We start from the raw sequence: 23,846 nt of genomic DNA on the forward strand, positions 1-23,846 counted from the left end.
TACAGATGCAGGTATTTTAGTAATTGCAGCAGCAGGGAACTTAGGATTAGGGGAAGAAACTTTAATCTTTCCAGCAGGATATCCAGAAAGCATATCTGTTGGTGCTGTTGATGAAAACTTAAAACGAGCAGAATACTCTAGTACAGGTTCAGAATTAGAATTAGTGGCTCCAGGAACATCGATATTAAGTACTTTAAATGACAATACATATGGTGAAATGTCTGGGACATCAATGGCTGTACCTCATGTAACAGGAGCAGCAGCAGTATTGTGGGCTAATGATAAAAAACTAACTTCTGAAGATGTTAAGAATCAATTATTTGCTTCAGCTGTATCTTTAGGAGATATGTCTGAATATGGACATGGGCTAGTAACAATACAAGAAGGACTTCAAGAGATACAGGAATCAAATGAGATAGATGAGGAGATTATTGAAGAAGAACTATTGAATGACATACAAGTAGATGAAGAAGAATTATTAGATTTACCTGAAGAAGATCAAGAATATTTGTTAAATGATAAAGAAGCTATAGAATCAATAAACTTAAATTTAATAACCAATACATCTGTTCCTTTTACTTATAATAAAATTAAATATAATCATATTAGTGGAAGTTATCACACAGTTGGACTTAAAAATGATGGAAGTGTAGTGGCTGTAGGAAGAGATAATTATGGTCAATTGGAAGTTGAAAGTTGGACGAATATTGTAGAAGTATCTACAGGATCTTCTCATACAGTAGGCTTAAAAAGTGATGGAAGTGTAGTAGCCGTAGGAAGTGATAATTATGGTCAATTGGGAGTTGATAGCTGGACAAATATTGTAAAAGTTTCGGCAGGAAGTTCTCATACAGTAGGCTTAAAAAGTGATGGAAGTGTAGTGGCCGTAGGAAGTGATGGTTCTGGTCAATTGGGAGTTGATAGCTGGACGGATATTGTAGAAGTTTCGGCAGGAGGTTCTCATACAGTAGGCTTGAAAAATGATGGAAGTGTAGTGGCCGTAGGTAGGGATGATTATGGTCAATTGGGAGTTGATAGCTGGACGGATATTGTAGAAGTTTCGGCAGGATCTTATCATACAGTAGGCTTGAAAAATGATGGAAGTGTAGTGGCCGTAGGTAGGGATGATTATGGTCAATTGGGAGTTGATAACTGGACGGATATTGTAAAAGTGTCCGGAACATTCTATCATACAGTAGGCTTAAAAAGTGATGGAAGTGTAGTAGCCGTAGGAAGAGATAATTATGGTCAATTGGGAGTTGATAGCTGGACGGATATTGTAGAAGTGGCAGCAGGATACTATTACACAGTGGGCTTAAAAAGTGATGGAAGTGTAGTAGCCGTAGGAAGAGATAATTATGGTCAATTGGGAGTTGATAGCTGGATAGATATACAAATCCCTATGATTAGTGGTGGTGATTATACACCAAACACTCCCCCAGAAATCCTGTTTTCTACGATTACTTCAAGTGATGGAGGAGATAAGGCAGGTTTAAGAAGTACTGTGAAATTAGCAATTGGATTGGATGAAGCAGTAATGAAGGATCCGAAAATTACGATTATGGGAAAAACAGCCGATATATCATACTTTAGACATAGTATAGTAGCATCCATTACAGTAACGGAAGAAGATCCTGTTGGAGATATTGAATTTACGATACAAGGGTTAGAAGATTACTCAGGAAATATTGCAGAACCTATCACTTCCATAACAGCGTTGGATGGAACTAAAATCACAAGAGTCATTGACACTGATCTCATTTTAATGACAGAACCTTTAGGCTACAGTAAACAATTCATACTTGAAAAAGCACAGGAGGTTCTGATTCCTCTTTTAGAAGAAAGAGATATAAGATTAGATTTATCTGCAGATACATTAGGAAAGTTTGTACAAACCCCAGTTAAAGTTAGTACTACTGTAAAGAACAATTATTATACTACTAGTGGAGATGTGGGAACATATGGAGTCTCTATAGGGTTTGATTCTATTCCTTCTGTAAACACCATTGTATTGAGTCATATGGATTTGGTAGAAGAAGTTTCAGGATTTACTTTATCTACGAATAAATTAACAATGGAGGTTAGGGCATTAGACAGTAATGGAAATATTGTTACTTTATATAGTGGTATAGTTTGTGATGCTAATAATGATAGTACAGATCGTCAATATAGTTGCTCTGCATATATGGATTTATCAGGTTCAGGTATTGATTATAGTGATTGGGGAGATATGGTCGTTTACTCTAATCCGGATCAGTTACGTTTATATTCTATCGGTTTTATAGCAGAGGCATATGACTCTAGAGAACTCATTAATGAATATACAGAAAACTATATCAGTGATGAATATATCTACGAATATATTTTTGAGCAAGAAGCTATGATTTATAAAGATTCAATCCAACAGAATTTAGAAGTGAATAAATCAACAGAATACGTAGAGTATTATGACATCTTAAGTGATGGTGAACACAGCAGTCCAAGAGGTATTAAAGGTAGGGCTAATTTTATATTAATTCCAGAAGGGAACTTAATTTATCAACCCTATTCTGATAATAAACCTGATGAGAATTTTACTTATATTTCAAATCCAAATTATTTTACCATAGAGAGTCTTAATGTAAGTATAAATGCACAAAATAGTAATTTTGAAGATAAAGTATATAATAGAGAGTTAGCTGCCCATGATATGGAAGATCAAGTCATTAGATATGCAAGTATAGCAGAGGATTTAACTGAAGAATCTATAAGAGTTTTTATAGATGGAGAGACTTTATATAATCAAGAGACTGGTGTTCTTATGCAAGATGATGATGCTATTTATAAAAGAACTCCGGAAATAGAATATTTGGATTATGAAATGAACTTAACTGATGCTGAAGGAAGTATTTATGGATTATTTCTATACGATCAATTGGATACAACTTTCATCATGGAAGGAATGGATTCAGTAAACTTTGATTTTATTGGTTTAGGGAATGAGAACAATCAATCTAGTATTCAATCCTTGATAGAATATAATAACGGCAAAGGTAAGTATATAGATAACTCAGATATAGATATTGCGATGAGTAATTTAGCAGATTATATTATAGAAAAAGAATATGGTATTAACAGACCCATGAATCTACAGGCTCTGACAAGTGACTCGAAAGTTGATCTTACATGGGATGTGAAAGAATCCGCAGAGAGCTATAATGTCAAACGCTCTTCTACATTAGAAGGTCCTTATGTAACGATAGCAGAAAATCTAATTCATCCTTATTATAGTGATACAACAGTTGTGAGTGGGGAGAGCTATTATTATGTTGTAACCTCAATAAGTGGTGTTGGGGAAAGCCCAAATTCCAATGTTGTATATGTGAAAGTAAATCATTTGCCAAACGTAAACATTACTTCACATCATGATGGACAACAATTAGCAGAGAATATAGTTATTTTTAAATGGAATTATAGCGATATAGATACAGAAGAACAAATCGCGTATCAAGTGATCGGCTCACAAAACAACTGGGAAACATGGTCATATTTTTCTGATACGGTATTTTCATCTCTCACAACACATACCACTCCGCAATTAGCAGGTGGAGAGTGGGATTTTGGGATTCAAGTATATGATGGAAACGATTGGTCTGGATGGAGTTATGTTAACGATATTCTATTACCTATTTCATATGAACCTAACGATGATGTAAGTACTGCATATCCAATTGTTTATGATAGCAGTTATACTTCAACCATTAGTTCAGAAAATGATTCGGATTTCTATACGTACATTCCTACTCAAACAGGAGTGGATTATATTACGTTTGAGTCACCCGAGAATACTAAATATCATTTATATGTTTATGATGCTAATATGAATCTCCTAAATGGATTATTAGCTAGTGAACTCTATTATTTCGTAGAAAGCGGACAAACCTACTATATAGAAGTATTCAGTATAGATGGTAGCTTTTCAGAAGAAGCCTATTCATTTACAATAAGCCCTCTGCAAATGAATATTGAAACGCAATATCAATATGATGACAATGGAAATCTAATCAATAAACAGACAACGGTTGAATATTAAAATAATCATTCATTTTAATTATACAAGAATCATGGTAGTTGATGGTGGAATTAATTATATAACTGAGGAGTACTTTCTTCATCAACTACTAGTGACAGTACTTATAATTAGTAGGAGGAAATCAGGTGAATAAGAAGTTATTTAAAACTATAATCTTGTCTTTAATTTTTACTTTATTAGTAACCAGCTTTAATTTACAAGCATTATCTCCATCCGTTTATGCCAAGAATGATAAGGCAAAATCCATTGAGGTTAAAAAACCTCTAAAATCAGCAAAAAAGGACAAAAAGAATCTTGAAAAACGTTTTGATGTGACTCAAGAATTTATCCAAAATGAGTTAAATAAAGGATTTACGTTAAAAGACATTGAAGAAGCGTTAAAATATCAACAGGAAAGCAATAAAACCTATCAAGATAGCATAAAAAAGATCAAACCAAAATTTATTAACCCATCTAAAAATGCTCAAAGTATCATTCGTAACGAGCTTCCTAATCAAGAAGATGAGAAAGAAAAAAAGAATAAAGAAGATAAGAAAGATAAGGATGAAAAAAAAGAGAAGAATAATGAAGTTTCAATTTTACAAGAAGAGATACCGATTGAACCCGATGAAGAAACTTTAAATAATGTGAATTTACAAACTAATGAGGCACCGTATTCTATTGATTTAAAACATGAAACAGTATCTACTCTATCCGGTAGTTTATCGATTCAAGAAACAGATTTTGTTCTACCTGGAAGAAATGGATTATCTTTTGCTTTAACTAGAACCTATAACAGCGGCTCCTCTCAATTTTATAAGTTATCTATGGAAACAGGAAGAAGTACTTATGAAGATCAACTATTTCCATTTGGAAAAGGGTGGAGCTGGGACCTTTCCTATATAGAAGAAATCAATGACAAGAAATATTTGAAACTAGCAAGTGGAGGAAGTTATGAAATAAAAGATAATAATCTAGTAGGGTACCCATTAAAAGATCTTACGTTTACAACTGACACATCTGTATCAGTGGATGGAACCAGGTCACAGTATGTACTGAAATCTATTAATGGAGTTAACCAATATTTTGATAGCAATGGTAAATTGATTCAAATAAAAGATGAATATTCAAATACCATTGATTTTACGTATAGCGGATCTGTTTTACATACAATTACAGATGCTATAGGCAATAAGATTACGATAACGAGTACTTCATCTAATGTGTATGTTCAATATGGTGATAAAACCGTCACATATAAAAAGATAAATGAAGGTAGTGTGACTCTTTTAAGCCAAGTCATCGATCCATTAGGTAGAGTAACAACTTACGATTATGACTTGAAACCTGCAGAATACAGTTTAACAAGTACAACACCGAATACTAGCAACCCCTATGCTTTACTTACGGGTGTAACTCATCCAACAGGATCTAAAAGTATTTATACGTATGAAAACCCTGTAAAGAGATATCTTTCTAATAGTTCCGTTAACGAAGCTTATCGCGTTAATACTAGAGAAGAGCTTGTTTTCTATGAGAATGGAACAGAAGAAAGTAAAAACTTGCAAAGTTTTACTTATATGGGTGATCTCAGTAGTTCCTATAATAAGGATTTAACATTTTCAACGACGTTAAATAGTGGACAGAAATCAACAACATTCCATTATAAGAAAGATTATATTGACTCTACCAACCCAGCTATTTATTACAACACAGAAGTGGCCACACAAGCAGGGGATTTAAAAGAAACAACAGCATATACTTATGATGAAGAGCGTGGTCTATCATGGTTACCAATTGAAACTAGTAGCCAAACAATGAATATGGTAGATAGCACCACTTCAGAAATGGTGACCACATCCACTGAATATGATGATTACGGAAATGTGATTAGTTCAACGAATCCACTAGGTATAACATCTACAAATAGCTATGATACAGATACGAAGTTACTGAAAAATATCAATCAACCTATCAATGATACAACGAACCTTTATACTGTATTTGAGAGAAATGAACAGGGAAGCATTACCCAAATGCAAGTCTATGAAAATGATGAAACAGGTGAATTACTACAACAAATCAACTATGAAAACTACGATGCATACGGAAATGTAACACAAACACGAATTAAAAATGATGTAAAAGATATTGTTTCACAAATGTTATATAATGAAGAGTTTCAATTTGCATACCCGACGATAAAGTCAATGGATGTCACAGATATCGATGGTATAGTCTCTACGATTTCTACTGAAGCATCATATGATATAACATCTGCACAAACCACACAATATGTCGATGGAAATGGAAATATTAGCTCATACGAGTATGATGCACTAGGTAGAGTGACAAAAGCAATTCATCCAGATGGAAGCTATATTCAAATCCACTTTGATGATGTAGATAATGTCATTATCAAAACAGATGAAGAAGGAATTAAAACCGTTACAAAATTTAATCCATTAGGATGGAATACAGAAGTTGGCATCATGGAACATGGTGTATATAAATCTAAAGAAAAATATGGTTATGATGAAGCAGGGAATCAAATCTGGATAGAAGATGCTCTAGGAAATCGCACGGAATTTATTTATGATGCTTGGGATCGAAATATTGAAACGATACAAGCAGATGGATATTCTTCAACTACCCAATATGATAACATTCAACATACAGTGACAAGTACTGATCCAGAAAATAATGTATTTCGTACCACTTTTGATGTGTTAGGTAGGACAATAAAAGAAGAAGAACTTACAAATGGAATTAAAGTATTAGCAACCTATCAATATGATGATCTAGGAAACGTCATTGAATCAGTTGATGCCAAAGAAAATGTGACTCAATTTGAATACGATTCTTTAAACCAATTAATGGGTGTTATCAATGCAAAATTAGAACATACACAGTATGACTATGATATGGTAGGAAATCTCACTACAATTACTTATGCTGATTCCAATCAATTACAAAAACAGTTTGATGAACTTGGCAGAATGATTAAAAGAGTAGATGCTAAAAATAATGAAGACAGTTACACATACGATGCAAATGGTAACTTAATAGAGAGAGTGGACAGAAACGGAGATAGATTTACATTTGAATATAGTAATCGAAATTTCTTAACCGAAAAAACGAGTGTAGATGAAACGATTGGATTTACGTATGATTTATCTGGTAAACACCTATCCATAATTGATGCTACTGGAACAACTTCTTATGATTATGATGATTATAATGGGTTATTAAATAAAAAGACTTATCCAGACGGGCGAAATATTCAATATTACTATGATGAATTAGGTAATCGAATTCAAATGACAGATCCATTTGGTCTAAATTTATATTATGATTATGATGAAAATAATCAATTAAGTTCAGTCGGAAAAACGTTGCAAAACGCAGAGGCTACCTATTCATACTATACAAATGGGCAACTTCAAAAGATAGAGCAACGTAATGGTGTTGAAAGTATTTATACGTATGATGGTTTAAATTTAGATACGTTAAATCATCAAAAACAAGACGGTACGATAATTAATCAATATCAGTATGGATACGATAATAATCGTAACATTACATCTAAAACAGAAAATGAGAAATCAAATCAATATGACTATGATGAATTGAACCGTATTTCAACATCTGATGAATTTAATGAAACCTATTCGTATGATCCTCGAGGAAATAGAGAAGAGCTTTCTAGTACTTCTATGAGTAATGATCTAAGTGCAGAATATACGTATGATGATCGCGATCGATTGATTCAAGCTGTAGTGGATAGAAGTACTGTACAATATAAATACAATGGTGATAACTTATTATATGAGAGAACTGAAAATGGAGAAACGACTCGATACTATTATGACGGTACAGTAGTTATTGCTGAAGCAACAGTTATAAATGGTGAAACTCGTTTAAAAGCACGATATATTCGTGGTAATGGATTAGTTTCTACAGAAGACACCTATTCAAATTCATATTATTATCTTAGCAATGGTCATGGAGATGTAGTAGAATTAAGAGACAATACTGGAAATACAAGATTAAATCAATATGACTATGATATTTGGGGTAATCCTATAAAATCTATTGAAATGGTTCATAATCCATTCCAATATTCAGGTGAACTATGGGATGATACAACTAATCTACAATATTTACGTGCACGTTGGTACGACCCAAGTGATGGAAGGTTTATTAATGAAGATACGTATCAAGGAGATATAAGTAATCCTTTATCATTGAATTTGTATACGTATGTTTATAATAATCCGTTAATTTACGATGACCCTACGGGAAATTGGTGCCAATCAGTCGATTCTAATGGTAGACCAGATGGTAAATGGTCACATCCTGGGACATGTAGTAATCCCAATAGTAAATTTACATTTGATATTGACCATGATGGAGAATATATGATTTCAAATGGGGTTTTAATGGCGAAATATTACTTCATTCATGAACCGTCGAATATTAGAGAAGATGATAGTATTGTTTATGATATGATCGGTGGAGGACCTGTGTTAGCAAAAGCAGGTGTAAAAAAACTCTATAAATCTGTCACAAAGAAAGTAACTAAGAAGACGAGTATAATTGATGAGGCAGCGAACCTTGCAAGAAATTACAAATTAGATAATAAAACATACAAGAATCATATTTTGGAAAGACATGGTTATGGTTCAACTGGTTACTCTTACAAGAGTAAGTTTAGTTCGGATTTCGATATACTTGACGGAATTGACAAAGTGCTCACAGGAGGAAATTCTGTAATTAAACCTAATACAAATGATAGAGCAGGATTTATTTTTGAACAGACATTTGACTCGATAATTGGATATGACAATAAAGGGAAAGAATTGCATACATTAAAAGTAGTTATTGATGAAGCTGGTAACGTTATAACAGCATTCCCTAAGAAATAGGAGGTATATATGGCAATTAGTTTTGTTTTAGCAGCTAATATAGATGCTGTTGAGTTTGCTGAGAATACTGTAGAGTATTCAGAGGAAGTCCATAACTTTTTAATTAAAAATAAGCAGATGTTTGAGGGTAATGTTGAAATTGATATTCTTATTGGATTAGATCCATATAGCGATACGTGTATATCACAAGAAGAAATACCCATTGTAAAAGAAGCGGCTCAGATAATTCAACATACATTAGAAAGTCTATCTGATAAGAATGGCATTATTAAAGAGTTACTAGATTTTGCACAATCAATTATAGAGTTTTGTGACGAAGCAATTCAAAAGAAAAAATGTTTGATAGCAATCGGAGACTAAAGTAAGTACTGTATATTTCTAAAAAATTTGTAACATAACTCAGAGCCATGAAATTGACAACAAATCAAGTCGTTTCATGGCTTCTTTTCGCAGAAGAAAATCCCTATGCATTATCATAATTCTGTAGTAAGCTACACCAAAATACACTCTAATTTAAACGCAAACACTATAAATATTATATGTTTGTATCCAATTAAGTACATGGTAAGAAACGAATATTGTGATTAGTCCTTTAATTAGGTTTAAAAGTGTTATTTTTACCATCAACATTTTTTTCTAAATATAAAAAATCTCTATTTTAACTTTTCAAAGTTTATTAAATAGTTAGAGAACTCCTATGCAATTAGTCCAAGTAAAATACTAGTGCTTGATGGGGTGGCAAGATAATATCATGAACAAAACAAACAAGAAAAAATTCTATGATAGCCAAGCAAGAATGTAAGAATTAGTAGATATTATTAATCTACGTTATTCTGGAAATGTAATTATTACTAAAAAGTGATGAGAGGGAGTGTGAAGGTGTATTTTAATTTTTTAACAAATGAAAAAACTTATCATATATGTATAGAAACTTTACGTAATATAATTCATGATTACGACATTTCAGAAACAGAGGCTCTACAAAGAATTAATGAAGATTGGAAAGGTTTATCTTTGGAAGAAGATGTATTTTTAATTGATGAAGATCCTAAGTTTTGGTCAGATTATATTTATAAGGGTATTGCAAAAGGTAAACTTGGTTTTAACACCAATTCCGATGGATATGTATTATGTTTAGAAATAGTACGAACGATGAAAAATGATTTTGGTATTTCTACTGAAGAGGCAATAGGAAGGATAAGAAGTAAATGGAAAGGTAATGACATTATTGATGAAGATGATTTGGTATTTTATGAAGGACCAGATTATTGGGCATATGATATATATTATGGTCTCTACTCTGCTTGGTGGCAAAAAACCAAAGAGGAATTAGCTGAACTATCTCCTTTGCCTTATAATGAAGAATAATACAAAATGCAACATATAAAATGGTAATACTAGGATATTTAATAGAAGATGATGATTTCGATTATTGAAGTCATCTTTTTATTGATTTTGATAGGAATAATTTTTTAAAGATTAAGGTTTTTCTCCTAGCGTAAAGGACTAAATACTATTAATAAAGAAATTTTAAGAGGGGGATATTATGAAGAAAATAAGAAGCGTTGTTTATTTATTCAGCAATGTTAAAGAAAAATGCATACATTCAACAGGAATTGATTTCAATGAATACGTTAATTCAATGTGTCAAGATTTAAATCATATTCTATTGTTGTCATCACAATATGAGGGGAATGATTATCATAATGGTCTTAGAATGGATTACGTTAGGAAGGAAGATCTAGACAATTTATTAAAAGAAGATGTTTATAAATTTGGTGAATTTAGCTGGATAGATTTTGAAGAATTGAATTCTTTAGACTTACTTAATCCACAAGATGTTTCTAATATTTTATATCTTGATCATATGAAAGAACCAATAAATACTCCTTTTTTTGAAACATTAAATAATAAATATGTGTATTTAGCTCATGATGATGGTTGGTTTAATAAATGCTATGTGAAAGAGCAAAATTCCTATGAAAGATTAATTTCTAATTTAATCCCTCTAAAGTTAAAAGAGATTCATAGAAAAAAAACATCTATGATTAGGAAAGAAGTTGGGGAATACCTTTTCAAATTATCTACAGAAGGGTTGTTAATTGATTTCAAAGAAGCTTCTACTAGTGTTCGAGATTTTAAATTACCAGTGTATATTATAGGAGAAAATTATAATTTTGATAATCTAATCAATAATTTAGATTTCCATAAGAAGAAAGCTAAAGAAAAGCTATGGTTAGTGTATAAGGAAAAGCTATGGAATATAATGAACGATAACAATAACTAAATTTAAAGTTTAAAATCACCAATTACTCACTCAAGGGTAGTTCCTATACTTGTTTTCCCATAGAAAGGATTTGATAATTATGCAATATTATACAATTACTAATTATGGAGACCCTGAAGGAGATTTAATACGGAAAAGTAATCAATTAAAATATAGAGAACGTTTTAATACATTGGAAGGAAGGTTGAATAAAAAAGTTTTCCAATTTTTCAAGAATCGAACTTTTCATGATTATAAATTATTTAAATTTGAACTAGAACATGGAATGAATGGTGACAAGTATCCAATAAACATAAAAATTTTACTAACATCATATGACTTAGATATTTGGGAACTACATTTTAAAGGTGTTTCAAAGTTACAAACGAATTATGTAGAAGATTCTTTCTCCTCAGGCTTTGAAGATTGGATTTATGAAGAACTTTTAGATGTAGATGAAAATACATTATCTTTTGAAGTATTATTTGCATCAGAAGCGAGTATTTTGATTCACTTTAAGAATAAGATGCTATCAATAAGACAGCTTAAATAATTTATAGGTATACTCAATTACAAGTTAAGTAATGTACTTAACTTGTAGTTTTTTAGGTATGCTCAGATTTACGAAATAATTAAACTTTTATGTTCTCATAAGATTTGAGAGCAGTATTTAGAACTACCAAATTTTTTTCAAGAATATTGGCTGTTTATATTAAAATTTATAATGTTGATCCGCATTTTCCTGAGACCATTTGTAACAAAAACAATCTTTTTAGTTACAGGTACACTCTCAACGTAGAGAACATTTATACGAATATTACTTTTCATAATTAACTATATCTAAAATTGAGTAAAACGGGATATTAAGCCTTTTGGTGTAAAAACAAGCAAACGCACTAGCGCTTACACTAGTACGTTTGCTTAATTTAGAATAAAACTTTAATTAATATAACTAATACTACCCTTCGGGTGTAATGTAGTACTCCAGATAGAAACTTTTATTTCATTAAATAACGGAACGTTGTATTCATCTATAACCGTTCTCCATCCTTCCCATATAAGACCAGTATGTTCCTCTGCTTTAATTCTTATATTTTTTGAATTCGGTGGAAGTGGTATAACTGTAGAATAACGAGCCGTTCGATTTTTATTGTTTCCTTCCCAAGTTTTATGGGTTAAGACTTCATTTCCATTGTTATCATACGAGATTTCATCCCAGGATACCTCAAATCTAGCAATATATGCACCCGTATGTTCAAGTGATATTTTACCTTTAGAATATACAGTAGATGTAGTTTCAATATATTCTGTACTGTTTTTTACACTAGCAATGGAGTTATCTTTTAGGAAAATACTTGTATATGAAATGGGGTACGCTGGATTTTTAAGACTAAATTCTGAGTTGTCTTTAATTATATTTCGTATTACATCAAAGTCTTTTGTAACAACCTTATTATGCTCTGCTGAATCCCCACCTAGTACTACAGCAGTAAAGGAACTATCTTCAAAAATTTCTTGGTACTTTAATCTAGTTTCTAGATCAAGATCAGCATTCTGAAGTAAAGCTCTAAATGCAGCCTGAACATCCTTGCTTTTAGAATTCGTTTCTAACTTCACATAAATGGTTCTACCATACCCTACATTTGACACCATGACAGGTGGAGCCTCATTGCTTACTCCTTTACGAGTTAACTCTTCAAAAGTAACACTATCATCAAAAAGATCTGATGGATTATTAGTTAGTTCTGCACTAACAGAATAGAATATTTGCTTGTATGCGGCAACCATTACCTTTTTTTCATCATTTGAAATAGCATCAAAATCTATTCCAAGTGAACTATCAAGAACTTGAGCATTCACATTAAGAGCAGCTGCGATTTGAGATTTACTATATACCATAGATTCTGCATATTGAATTCTAGCAGGGATGGTATGGGTATCTGAATACTTTTCATTCCAAATAGATACTAACTCATCTATGGCTCCAGCAACATTCCCATATGTTGGGTTGTGTACAGTGATCGTATTCTCATCTCTCATCCCAGGTAAATCTATACTAATGTTCAAAGGCTTTCTACTAGAACTTATTACAGTAGGTTGATTATTTGTAAAAGCCTCGTTTGCCAGTTGTAATGCTCCCGGATAAGAACGACTAGCCATAGAATCTATAATCGATATATCTACAGGTGAAGTTGTAAGTGATTTTTTCTCACGTTCTATCACGATAAATTTACCATCTGAATAAATACCTTCCTTTGGAACAAAACTCTCAACTTTATCACCATTTACTGCTAAAATACTGCTGCTATTATAGTTTAAATTCGCTATCCCAGTATCAATGTCAATCGAGTTATTTGTTTCTGCAGAAGAAATAAGTGGATAATTCATGATGCTTAGACTCATAAAAAAACAAACCATAAGACTAATCATTTTTTTAATTTTCAAAAAGAACACTCCCTTCTAAATTATATTTCTATATTATAGCATAAATAGAATATATATACATTTAAAATTTATAACTATCAAGTTTTGATAGATTTGTGACTTTTTAAAGAACTTACGAAGGTCGCCATCTCCAATGACAAAAAGAAGGTACTATGAATCTATTAACCTACAAAACATGCCTTCTAAATAAGTAATGATAATACCTTAAACCATTGAACGTTACACCAAGATATAAATTCTTGTCCCAAAATCCAAAAATATTTGGAATAATTATGCATTAATGAAAGTATTTTATGTTGAACACTACGCTCTATTCGATATTTATATCTATGCCCTAACCAAAAGATTTTTGATATAAACGCCATCCGTAACCATCCTAAGCTCAGTATGATCTGGGCTTAGGTTTTTGTTTATTACACACTTAATTACACCCTAATTCTATCAAAAAATGGTATAATATAACTATGTACAACAAATAGTTTGGCGAGAGCGGTAGGCTGAAACCAAATTTCTCTTTATTTTTCAAGAGATTGGAGGTGATGCCATGATCATAGAATTTTTAAACTTGTTGGTTAATATAACAAGGTTAATTCTAGATTTTCGTCGTAAGAAAAGACGAAAACATACTAAGATTAGTAGTGCAGACCAAGGCATTGGTTCGCACTACTATTTTTTTATATAGTAGAAGTGAAGAATAGATCGAGGCGGTCTAGGGATCTGAATCCGTGACGAAAACAGGTCTACTTCACTACCCTTATTTGAATCAGGTTTAAGTATGTTGGATCCACTGAGATCGTGTATAAGAAATGGGAATCGATAAGGATAGAGTGAAGCTTCAAATCAATATAAGGAGACTAGAAATGAAACAACATGTAATGGCTTTTGATGTGAGTATGGGGAAAAGTTATATGGTCGTATATAATCCAATGAAAACATGTGTCATGGAAAAAGAAATAAAACATAATCGTCCTGAATTTTTGGAGTTAAAAAAGACAATTGAAGATTTAATCAGTAGAGATGGGGAACAACCACAAATCGTATTCGAAGCTACAGGTGTCTATTCTAGACAACTTGAACGTTTTATGCAGGAAAATGGATATTCTTATTGTCTATTGAATCCATTAGAATCAAAAATACAGTGTAGTGCTCTTCGCATTCATAAAACAGATCGGAGTGATGCTCATCAGCTTGCTCTTACTCATTTTTCTCATGAGAGAAGGGAGTATACCGTTGAAAACGAGGTATACCATCAATTAAAAAGATGTTCAAGATATTATGATGAATTGGATGATGAACTGAGTATTGTTCGAAATCGAATGCACAAACTGATTCAGGAAACCTTTCCCGAACTCGAACAAATCTTTACAAAGAAGTCTGCATTATTTTTAAACGTAGTCCAACTTTATCCTCATCCAGATTTCGTATTAGTTCTAAAACGATAATTAAAAATCGAATTCTAGCTAATACCAACAAACGAATGTCCAAGAAATCTGCTGAAAATAAAGCGATAGAATTGATCGAGGCAGCACAGCTTTCTTATCCAGCAGTATCTAAAATAAATGTACTTTGTAACCAAGTAAAATCTTATGCGAAGCGTTACCAAGAGCTACTTTTCCAAAAAGAAGAGTGTATCGAAAAAATGACATCGTTAGCTCATTCCCTAGAAGAGTTTAACTTGATCCTAAGTATTCCAGGTATCGGATTCAATACTGCTGTCCGTCTTATAGCTGAAGTCGGTGATATTCGACGATTCCATAATCATAAACAACTCAATGCGTATGCAGGGATTGATATCCGTCGTTTTCAATCTGGAAAGTCTTTTTTTAAAGATAAAATCAATAAACGGGGAAATTGACATCTCAGGAAGCTATTATACATTATTATTCAAAATATGATTAAGTTAAGGAGAAATGGTCAGAATCACTTCATAGATTACTATGACAAATTAAAAACGCAACCCTATAACAAGTGTCACAAGGTTGCATCCATCGCATGTGTAAACAAACTGTTAAAGACTGTATTCTATCTTGTTACACATAATATAAACTATGACTACAGGTATGCCGCCTCATCATAGTTACATAATTAATTTTAACATAAACTAGCCTAGTAAAAAAAATAATCCAGCTAGGTCTATTTGTGTTCTAATAAATAATTAAATTTTTAAAATAAATTCATCTTCCTATTAATTCTAAGATATACTTGACTAATCGTAAGAAAGACCGCTCTCTTCACTAAAAGGCACGGTCTTTCAATAGGTTGAGCCTTCCGTTTTTCAACGGACTATAAATTGTACTTATATCCCCGTAGGTGTTGGAGCACCTTCGGGATTTCTTTATTATTATATTCAATATCTTACTTATATTATACATTTGGAAACGTTATGTGGCAATATTTATCAACAAAGTGCTTTCTTGAAATTAAAATGAGGAGTGAAACAAAGATGATTAAATGAATAACGTTACATTGTTAAATTGGAGAATATTATATGAGTAAGATAATAATAGACCGCAGACGCTGTGAACGCCTACGGTTTAATGAACAAGAGATTGCCCTAAGGGCAGTTGGCTCGTTAATTTGTAGTAAAGCCGCGTCTGGTTGGGAACAAGGGCGGCTTTATTTCTTTTTTTGGAAGGATAATATCAAAACATATACCATATATTAGTATTTTAATTGTTTTAAAAAATTGATTATGTTATCTAAAGGCGCTAATAATAGGCGCCTTTTTTCGTATGTAGAAAAAAATAGACGCTTAAAAACAGGTGATTGTCCATGTCAATCATGACTAGCAAAACATAAGATAATATAAGGAGGTGATGATAATAGATCCTATATTAATCATAGATCCTGGTCATGGTGGAAATGATCCTGGTGGTGGAACCAATCACTTATGGAAAGAGAAAGATTTAGCATTACAGATTTCATTATACCAATATGATCGATTCAGGCAGTTGGGTGTTCCAATCACTATGACTCGTATGGAAGATATAAAAATTAGTTCCGTAGAACGTGCTAGAATGGTGCGAGAATCTGGTGCAAAGTATTGTTTTAGCAACCACATTAATGCTGGTGGCGGGGATGGTGTTGAAACCATTTACTCTATTTTTGATGATCCTACTTTAGCAAAACAATTAGCGCAAGGCATCGTGGATAAAGGACAAAACCTTCGCAGAGTATTCTCAAGGAGATTAACTACAGATCGGACAAAAGACTATTATTTTATGCATAGAGAAACTGGTAATGTTCATACCACAATAATAGAGTATGGTTTTGCTGATAGTAAATTAGATGATGTGGAACAGTTGCAAAATCATTGGATAGATTATGCTGAAGCAGTAGTAAAGACCTTTACTACTTTTATTGGTCATAAATATACATCACCTAATCAACAGCTCCCTAACGTACAAAGAAAAATAAATGGAAATTTAAACGGAAAAAGAGTGACACTCGATTCTTTTTTAATTAACAATACAACTTATGTGCCCCTGCGTCTTATTGGAGAATCATTTGGTGCCAAGATAGTATGGGATTCACAAAGGTTTGAATATCATATTTATAATTAAAAAATAATTTTTTCTTTCAAATAAATAGTTTAACAAAGCCAGTGGAGAAAGGGATTTCTATGACATTTATTCTACTGGTTTTCAATTTTTTTACAAATTGAATTAAAATTTTTTATAGATTCAGCCGATATAAAATAGGGTACATAGTTTACGATTATAATCCATAGGAGTGGTTAAATGTTGTTCATAAAATTAACAAAAAACATGTCAACAAGTCAGAAGTTATTATTGATATTTGGGGTTCCTCTCATTCTTGGATTAGTGTCTTCCATTTTTTTATTGAATCTAAATCAGCAGAATGAAAATAAACTTACAGAAACTTTGTATGATATTTCATTTCAAACGAACACACTGATTTTAGATGCAGATAAAGATCTGTATCAAGCATTGGTAGCTTATCTGTCTTTAACAAGAAAAGAAACTTTAAATAAGGGAGAATTACGTGAAGAAGTGAAGACAAAGATAGCCAATGCCAATGAAAAAGTGGATGAAGCGATTTCGATTATTACAAAGTATCAATTAGAAGATTTAACCTTAGCAAGTACATCTTTAGGGGAAGCAGCTGATAATCCGGAATCATCTAGTGATAAGAATACAATTAAAAAATATCTTTCCGAATTCGAAACGCAATTTGAATCCTGGGCAAGAATTACAGATGTAGAGAACCCTACATATGATTTGTATTTTATGGCACTTCCATATTTTGAAGGAGGGAGAGAAAAGTTAAAGATATCTGGTGATATCTTAAACGGGTATGCCCAAAATAGCATTCAAGAAATACATGCGTCAAACCAAACAACGAAAATATGGATTTACATCATTTACATTGTTATCTTTGTATTAATCACGATAAGTGGATTAATTTTTATTAAAGAAAATGTAAGACTCATAAAAGGGGTTGCTAAGAAAATTGATCATGTTAAAGAAGGAAATTTACTAGTAGAACCTTCTGAAGAGTATACCAAAGACGAAATGGGACAAATGGTAAAAGGTTTGGATGTGATGGTCTCCAATTTAAGAGATTTAATACATGGTATTGTTGAGCAATCTAGAACGGTAGCAACGTCTTCAATAGAACTAACACAAAGTACGCAGGAATCTTCTGCAGCTTCAAATCATGTAGCTGACAATATTCAAACGATTACTGAAGGAATAGAAATTCAAACAAAAACAACAGATGAAACAAGCAGAGCGGTTGAAGAAATGGCATCAGGGATACAAAGAATAGCTGAAAGTACTACATTTGTTTCTGAACTTTCACAAAAAACAGATCAGCAAGCTGATCGAGGAAATCAAGTGATTGTGGAATTGAACAATCAGATCGTATCTATGTACAATACGGTTCAGGAATTATCTACAACTGTAGATTCTTTAAATCAGCGTTCTGATAAAATAGGCGCTATCATGGATGATATTACAGGGTTTGCAAACCAAACGAATCTGCTTTCCCTTAATGCTTCGATTGAAGCAGCAAGAGCAGGAGAACATGGACGAGGTTTTTCAGTAGTAGCGGATGAAATTAGAAATCTAGCTTCTAGTTCATTAAAATCAGCAGATAATATTCAAAAGTTAATCATAGAAACGCAGAAAGAAATTACGATGGTATCTAAAAACATGACGTTAGCAGTTGAAGAGGCAGAAAAAAGTAATCAATCTATGGTAGAGGTGAGTCAAGATTTTCATAAAATCTCAGATAACGTGAAAGAGATTGATACTCATATTCAAGAAACTTCTGCCATTACAGAAGAGCTTTCCGCAAGTTCCGAGGAAGTTGCGGCTTCTATGGAACACTCTAATTCTACAGCGCATGAGATATTTAGTAAATCTCAAAATGTAGCAGCAGCAACAGAAGAACAATTAGCACTCATGGAAAATATGGATGATGCAGCAAAGAAATTAATGGATATTGTAAATCAATTAAATCAATCCATATCTAATTTCAAAGTATAAATTTTATTTTAAAAAATAGTTGAATTGTTAAATTAAAGAATATTAGTGTATAATAAGAGTAAGATAATAAAAGACCGCAGACGCTGCGAACGTCTACGGTTAAAATGTACAAAGATTGCCCAAGGGCAGTCGGCGTCTTCTAGAAATAGACCTCCGGAAGTGGCTAACTCAAGGGAGGTCTATTTTATTACGGTGATTAAAACCACAATAAAAGAAAGTAACGTTAGGATAAATATCCCAAATTAAGGAATAAAGATAATGCTTCATGTACTTTCATAAGCATCACCTCCTCTCATGAGGAAGTACGCCAACCTGCCCTTGAATCTATATACCTTTCTATTATGCTTTCCCATAGTTGGAAGTTAGTAGTTAGGAAAAATATTTAAAGACACTATATTATGAGTTGACAGCCACATTATCAATAATAGCCTGATGATAGGCTGGACTATTTTTGATATATTAAAAGAAAGCGAATCTATTAAATATAACCGAACTAAAAAGAAATGAGGGATTTTATGAACGCTCACGAAATTGATTATTTCATATCAGGAGAAGAAATGCAGTATGTTGAGGTAGAGTTAGATCCAGAGGAAAGTGTCATCGCTGAAGCGGGTAGCTTAATGATGATGGATGAACATATTGAAATGAATACGATCTTTGGAGATGGAACGAATCAAGATAGAGGTTTAGTAGGGAAATTATTCGGAGCAGGGAAACGATTATTAACAGGTGAAAGCTTGTTTATGACTTTATTTACGAATAATGGTCATGGTAAACGCAGGGTTAGTTTTGCATCACCTTATCCCGGCAAAATTATCCCTATGGATTTAAGCGAAATGGGTGGTAAGATTATTTGTCAAAAAGACTCTTTTTTATGCGCGGCAAAAGGAGTATCTGTAGGGATCGCTCTGCAAAAGAAATTAGGTGCAGGGTTCTTCGGTGGAGAAGGTTTCATCATGCAGAAACTTGAAGGAGATGGCATGAGTTTTGTTCATACTGGAGGTACGGTATGTAAAAGGCAACTTCAACCAGGTGAGGTTTTAAAAGTGGACACGGGTTGTTTGGTTGCAATGACTCAAGATGTAGAATATGATATTGAATTTGTAAAAGGAATTAAAACGGCCATATTCGGAGGGGAAGGACTCTTTTTTGCTACATTAAGAGGACCGGGCACGGTTTGGATTCAATCTCTACCATTTAGTCGAATGGCCGATAGAATCGTATCCGCATCTGGGGCTACGGGAAGAAAAGAAGAAGGTAGTGTGCTTGGAGGTATAGGAAGACTGATAGATGGAGATTGATAACGAACATGAATGTACTCTAAGCTTGGCAAAATTGAAATTATCCATGGAATAATGGGTTTTTTTGGACTTATTCTTGTCGTATTTAACTAAAAATAAAAAATAGTGGGAAATCGTGATCTTATTACGTTAATATTTGATTCTTATATCTATCATATTCTGGGATAATAACAGTGATATAAGACCTTTGTTTCCCGCTATTTTTCAAAAATCTTAAAAATTCATCTAAGCCCATTCATTCCTCTTATTTTTTAATATTATGAATATTTCATATATTTACTCAAAGAAACCTTCTCCATCTCGAACAAACGCTCACTTACTTGTATTAGAAATACTCCCCTTCATGTAATGCCAAATTTCGACACAATACCTAATAAAAATTGTCTCAAACCGTTTTTCCTTCCAGCCTAACTCTGGGATATATTCTTTTCATTTTACCAATATTTTATATATGAATATTTTGATTCTAAAGCAGGAAATGAACTTAAAAAAGTAGAAATAATAGAAATAAATAATGTAGACAAAACTCTCCATTTTTCACCACAAAATGTTGACTCCTTTTTAAACATTCTAAACAAACTATATGAATAAACTATAACAACATCATTAGATTGGAGAGGAGTCTTATGCATCACGAGCTTTGTTATGTAGCCATTGGTGATTCATTAACCGTTGGTGTAGGTGCACCTGAGGGTAGAGGATTTGCAAATAAGTACCATGCACTACTTGAACAAAATTTAAACAAAAACATACATTTTACGAATGCAGGTATTTCAGGGGCAACTTCACAGGACGTTTTGGAGTTAATCACACTTGATTCATTTATGCAACAAGAACTAAAGGAGGCTGATATCATTACAATTACGGTAGGAGGAAACGATTTACTTCGCGCTGCCGAATTGTATTTTACCGATCAAGAAATTAAACATATGATTGATTCACTAAAAAAGTTTAAAAAAAATATGCGGGAAATTGTCAGTTTAATCAAAAAGTTTAAAGACAATAGGTTAGACAATTGTATGATTAACATGACAAACCTCTACAATCCTAAACCTCAAATGTTAGATGCACAGTTTGTCGTGAATCGTTTTAACAATATGATACAACGTTTTCATAAAGGTAATATTCGTGTTGCGAATGCTTATCAAGCCTATATTGGTTATGAAGAACAATATTTGTTTTCTGATCAAGTTCATCCCAACTCCAAAGGTTATGATGTGCTGGCAAATGCTTTCCACCATCTTGGCTACGAGCCTCTAAAATAAATATAATGAGCAGGACAGACCGCTAGTGAATACTGAAACACTAAATATATGCCTAAATTTGAAAGCGCTACCACATAATGAGTTATATTTTCTAATCCAATTAAAAGTAAATTCATATAAATACAACTTATGAATTTAATAATGCCTCACAATACGTTATGACCAAAACAGTAAGTTAGTCCATAATGGCATGATACTCATATTTCAGCCATAAAATAAAACAAAATGAGAGAAAAGCAGTGGATTCAATTCTACTATAAATGAAAACAAATATTAGAATGGGGGGGTTGAAGTATGAACATCATGGTCTGCCTCAAGCAAACCTTTGATACAGAGGAAAAAATCATCATTGAACAGGATCAGATTAAAGAAGATGGAGTGAAATTCATCATTAATCCTTATGACGAATACGCTTTAGAAGAAGCGATTCGTTTAAAAGAGCAATATGGAGGTGTAGTGACCGCAATCTCCATTGGTCCCAGTCGTGTAGAGAGTGCACTAAGAACAGCTTTAGCTATGGGAGCAGATAAAGCGATATTAATAGATGATGAGCGATTGTTTGGTGATGAGTTCACCACTTCAAAAGTATTAGCTGCAGTTTTAAAGCAACACGATTTCGATTTGATTCTAGGGGGTTATATGTCTGTTGATAATGGTGCAGCTCAAGGAGGAGCACGTTTAGCAGAAGAGTTGGATCTTCCTCATATTTATGCAGCTCTAAAAGTAGAAGTGAATGGATCTCACGTTGAGGTTCAGAGAGATGTAGAAGGAGATATCGAAGTTATTGAAGCAAAGCTGCCCCTGTTAATTACAGCACAACAAGGTTTAAACGATCCGAGATACCCTTCGTTACCAGGTATTATGAAAGCCAAGAAAAAACCAATTCAATATGTTACTGCAGAAGAACTCTCCATTGATCTTACACAAATACAAGCAAAAACAAACATCAAAGATATTACTCTACCACCTGAAAGACAAGCAGGAAGAATTCTGCAAGGGGAATTAGACGATCAAGTGAATGAATTAGTCCAATGTTTAAAAAACGAGGTGAATACAATTGGCTAAACAAGTTGTGGTATTTGCGGAAACTAAAAATGGTAGTTTACGAAACGTATCTTTAGAAGTGTTAGAAGCCGCAAGAAGAGTGAACGATGGAGGTTTGATTACTGCAGTGATAATTGGCAGTCAACCTGAAGCCCTAGCAGATTCACTAGCTGTATATGGAGCAAATGAAGTTGTTTTCATAGAAAACGAGATATTGAATACGTATACTACCGATGGATATACACAAGCGTTCACTACCATCATTGAAGATAAAAATCCAGACATCATCTTAATGCCACATACCGCTTTAGGTAAAGATTTTGCCCCTCGTGTAGCGGCCCGTTTAGGATGTGGATTAATTACGGATTGTACAGATGTGGAAATCAGTGAAGGACATATCGTTTTTACCCGACCGATTTATGCAGGAAAGGCGTTTCAAAGGAGGGTGGTATCTCATGATAAGATTTTTGCTACAATACGGCCAAACAATATACCATGCTCTAAAATGGATCATCATGAAGCTCCAAAAAAGATACAGAAGACATTAAACCTAGATGAAATTCGAACGACTGTAAAAGAAGTCATCCAAAAAACTACGGATGGGGTCGATTTATCAGAAGCAAAAATCATTGTAGCTGGAGGCAGGGGGGTGAAAAGCACAGCAGGCTTTGAACCTTTAAAGGAACTAGCACAGGTGATTGGAGCGGCAGTGGGTGCCTCAAGAGGTGCTTGTGATGCTGAATATTGTGACTATGCACTGCAAATTGGTCAAACAGGCAAAGTAGTGACTCCTGATTTATATATTGCATGCGGTATTTCAGGTGCGATACAACATTTGGCAGGTATGTCGAATTCAAAAATCATAGTGGCGATCAATAAAGACCCAGAAGCCCCAATCTTTGATATTGCTGATTATGGCATTGTAGGTGATTTATTTGAAGTCATTCCATTGTTAACGAAACAGTTTAAGCAAGTGTTGCAAGATCAAGGATAAAAGTATTACTGTATTGCTTGAATCATGTTTGATAGAGAG

General features: G+C 33.0%; 13 protein-coding genes and 1 pseudogene. 13 read left to right on the forward strand and 1 reads right to left on the reverse strand.

The window, feature by feature from the left end; all coding sequences use genetic code 11:
* From ERL59_RS21395 to ERL59_RS05680, 6 genes are all read left to right on the forward strand, one after another.
* Positions 1–4,072, forward strand: a 4,072-nt coding sequence (locus tag ERL59_RS21395; protein WP_160645219.1) for a S8 family serine peptidase, incomplete at its 5' end; no start/stop codon positions are given.
* Between the two features lie 125 nt (positions 4,073–4,197).
* Positions 4,198–8,979, forward strand: a complete 4,782-nt coding sequence (locus tag ERL59_RS05660) for an RHS repeat-associated core domain-containing protein (protein WP_160645220.1) — start codon at positions 4,198–4,200, stop codon at positions 8,977–8,979.
* 9 nt (positions 8,980–8,988) lie between these two features.
* The gene (locus ERL59_RS05665) at positions 8,989–9,339 is read left to right on the forward strand and encodes a hypothetical protein (RefSeq protein ID WP_160645221.1); all 351 of its coding nucleotides are present in this window, start codon (positions 8,989–8,991) and stop codon (positions 9,337–9,339) included.
* 519 nt (positions 9,340–9,858) lie between these two features.
* On the forward strand, positions 9,859–10,347 hold the full coding sequence (locus ERL59_RS05670; RefSeq protein WP_160645222.1) for a hypothetical protein: 489 nt from the start codon (positions 9,859–9,861) through the stop codon (positions 10,345–10,347).
* 178 nt (positions 10,348–10,525) lie between these two features.
* Entirely contained in the window at positions 10,526–11,266 is a 741-nt protein-coding gene (locus ERL59_RS05675; RefSeq protein WP_160645223.1) for a peptide ABC transporter permease, read from the forward strand.
* A gap of 79 nt (positions 11,267–11,345) precedes the next feature.
* A complete protein-coding gene (locus ERL59_RS05680; RefSeq protein WP_160645224.1) occupies positions 11,346–11,798 on the forward strand; it encodes a hypothetical protein in 453 nt (150 codons plus the stop codon).
* 386 nt (positions 11,799–12,184) lie between these two features.
* Here the strand turns inward: ERL59_RS05680 and ERL59_RS05685 are convergent, their stop codons facing one another.
* A complete protein-coding gene (locus ERL59_RS05685; RefSeq protein WP_407925683.1) occupies positions 12,185–13,699 on the reverse strand; it encodes a thiol-activated cytolysin family protein in 1,515 nt (504 codons plus the stop codon).
* An 851-nt stretch (positions 13,700–14,550) separates the two neighbouring features.
* Here ERL59_RS05685 and ERL59_RS05690 point away from each other — a divergent pair.
* The 7 genes and pseudogenes from ERL59_RS05690 (at position 14,551) to ERL59_RS05720 (ending at position 23,807) form a co-directional block, all read left to right on the forward strand.
* Positions 14,551–15,767, forward strand: a pseudogene (locus ERL59_RS05690) (IS110 family RNA-guided transposase).
* 739 nt (positions 15,768–16,506) lie between these two features.
* Positions 16,507–17,253 (forward strand): N-acetylmuramoyl-L-alanine amidase, encoded by a 747-nt coding sequence (locus tag ERL59_RS05695; RefSeq protein WP_160645225.1) that lies wholly within the window; start codon positions 16,507–16,509, stop codon positions 17,251–17,253.
* A 177-nt stretch (positions 17,254–17,430) separates the two neighbouring features.
* On the forward strand, positions 17,431–19,203 hold the full coding sequence (locus ERL59_RS05700; protein WP_160645226.1) for a methyl-accepting chemotaxis protein: 1,773 nt from the start codon (positions 17,431–17,433) through the stop codon (positions 19,201–19,203).
* A 515-nt stretch (positions 19,204–19,718) separates the two neighbouring features.
* The gene (locus ERL59_RS05705; protein ID WP_160645227.1) at positions 19,719–20,504 is read left to right on the forward strand and encodes a TIGR00266 family protein; all 786 of its coding nucleotides are present in this window, start codon (positions 19,719–19,721) and stop codon (positions 20,502–20,504) included.
* Between the two features lie 626 nt (positions 20,505–21,130).
* Positions 21,131–21,769, forward strand: a complete 639-nt coding sequence (locus ERL59_RS05710; protein ID WP_160645228.1) for a GDSL-type esterase/lipase family protein — start codon at positions 21,131–21,133, stop codon at positions 21,767–21,769.
* 294 nt (positions 21,770–22,063) lie between these two features.
* A complete protein-coding gene (locus ERL59_RS05715) occupies positions 22,064–22,834 on the forward strand; it encodes an electron transfer flavoprotein subunit beta/FixA family protein (RefSeq protein WP_160645229.1) in 771 nt (256 codons plus the stop codon).
* On the forward strand, positions 22,827–23,807 hold the full coding sequence (locus tag ERL59_RS05720) for an electron transfer flavoprotein subunit alpha/FixB family protein (protein WP_160645230.1): 981 nt from the start codon (positions 22,827–22,829) through the stop codon (positions 23,805–23,807). The genes ERL59_RS05715 and ERL59_RS05720 overlap by 8 nt, the downstream gene beginning before the upstream one ends.
* Positions 23,808–23,846: the final 39 nt, after the last annotated feature.

The sequence above is a fragment of the Chengkuizengella marina genome (assembly GCF_009910845.1).
Classification (GTDB): domain Bacteria; phylum Bacillota; class Bacilli; order Paenibacillales; family KCTC-33759; genus Chengkuizengella; species Chengkuizengella marina.